Origin of the sequence: Gluconobacter sp. Gdi (assembly GCF_014132155.1) — a bacterium.
Classification (GTDB): Bacteria; Pseudomonadota; Alphaproteobacteria; order Acetobacterales; family Acetobacteraceae; genus Gluconobacter.
This window is the reverse complement of record NZ_BLJQ01000059.1, coordinates 1-565: the sequence shown is the minus strand read 5'-3', so window position 1 is coordinate 565 and position 565 is coordinate 1. Positions and strand designations below refer to the sequence as shown.

Genomic DNA, 565 nt, shown 5'->3' with positions numbered 1-565 from the left:
ATCGGTGACATAACCCTGACCCGATCCGTTCCAGGTCTGGCTGGTGGACAGAAGGGTCGAGGCATAGCCCTGAAGGTTCTGCAGGGCCGTAAAATCACCCGACTTTGCCGCAGCAAGGTCCGTGGTGAAGTTGTCATTGGCCGCGGCATACTGATCCTGCGCCGACAGGGGGGACGCGTCCGAGAACGCCAGACCCTGCGTATAGCTGGTCAGGCTGGAGATGACCGACGAGACCGAAGAGGCCGCCTGATCCGTGTATTGCTGCTGGATCTTGAGGCGTTCGGCCTGCTGGGTCTTTTCCAGATCCGTCATCTGCTGCTGATAGGTTTCGTTCTGGGCGTAACTGTCGCCCAGATAAGCCTGCCAGCTGTCCTTCAGCTGCTGGACCTCCTGCGCGGCCGATACCTGCTGGTTCAGCAGAGCCGCGCCCTGATCATCTCCGGTGGCCGTGAGGTAACGTGCCTGAACGACCTGATCCGCCTGTGCCAGTTTCGTGGTCTGGGCATCGATCATCTGCTGGGCAATGATATTGCCCTTGTCGATCAGGATCTGCGCATCCATCCCG

1 pseudogene is annotated in these 565 nt (G+C 59.8%); it reads right to left on the bottom strand.

Going from position 1 to position 565, the window contains the following annotated elements:
- A pseudogene (locus JN414_RS16440) lies at window positions 1-565 on the bottom strand (phage tail protein); the annotation flags it as partial.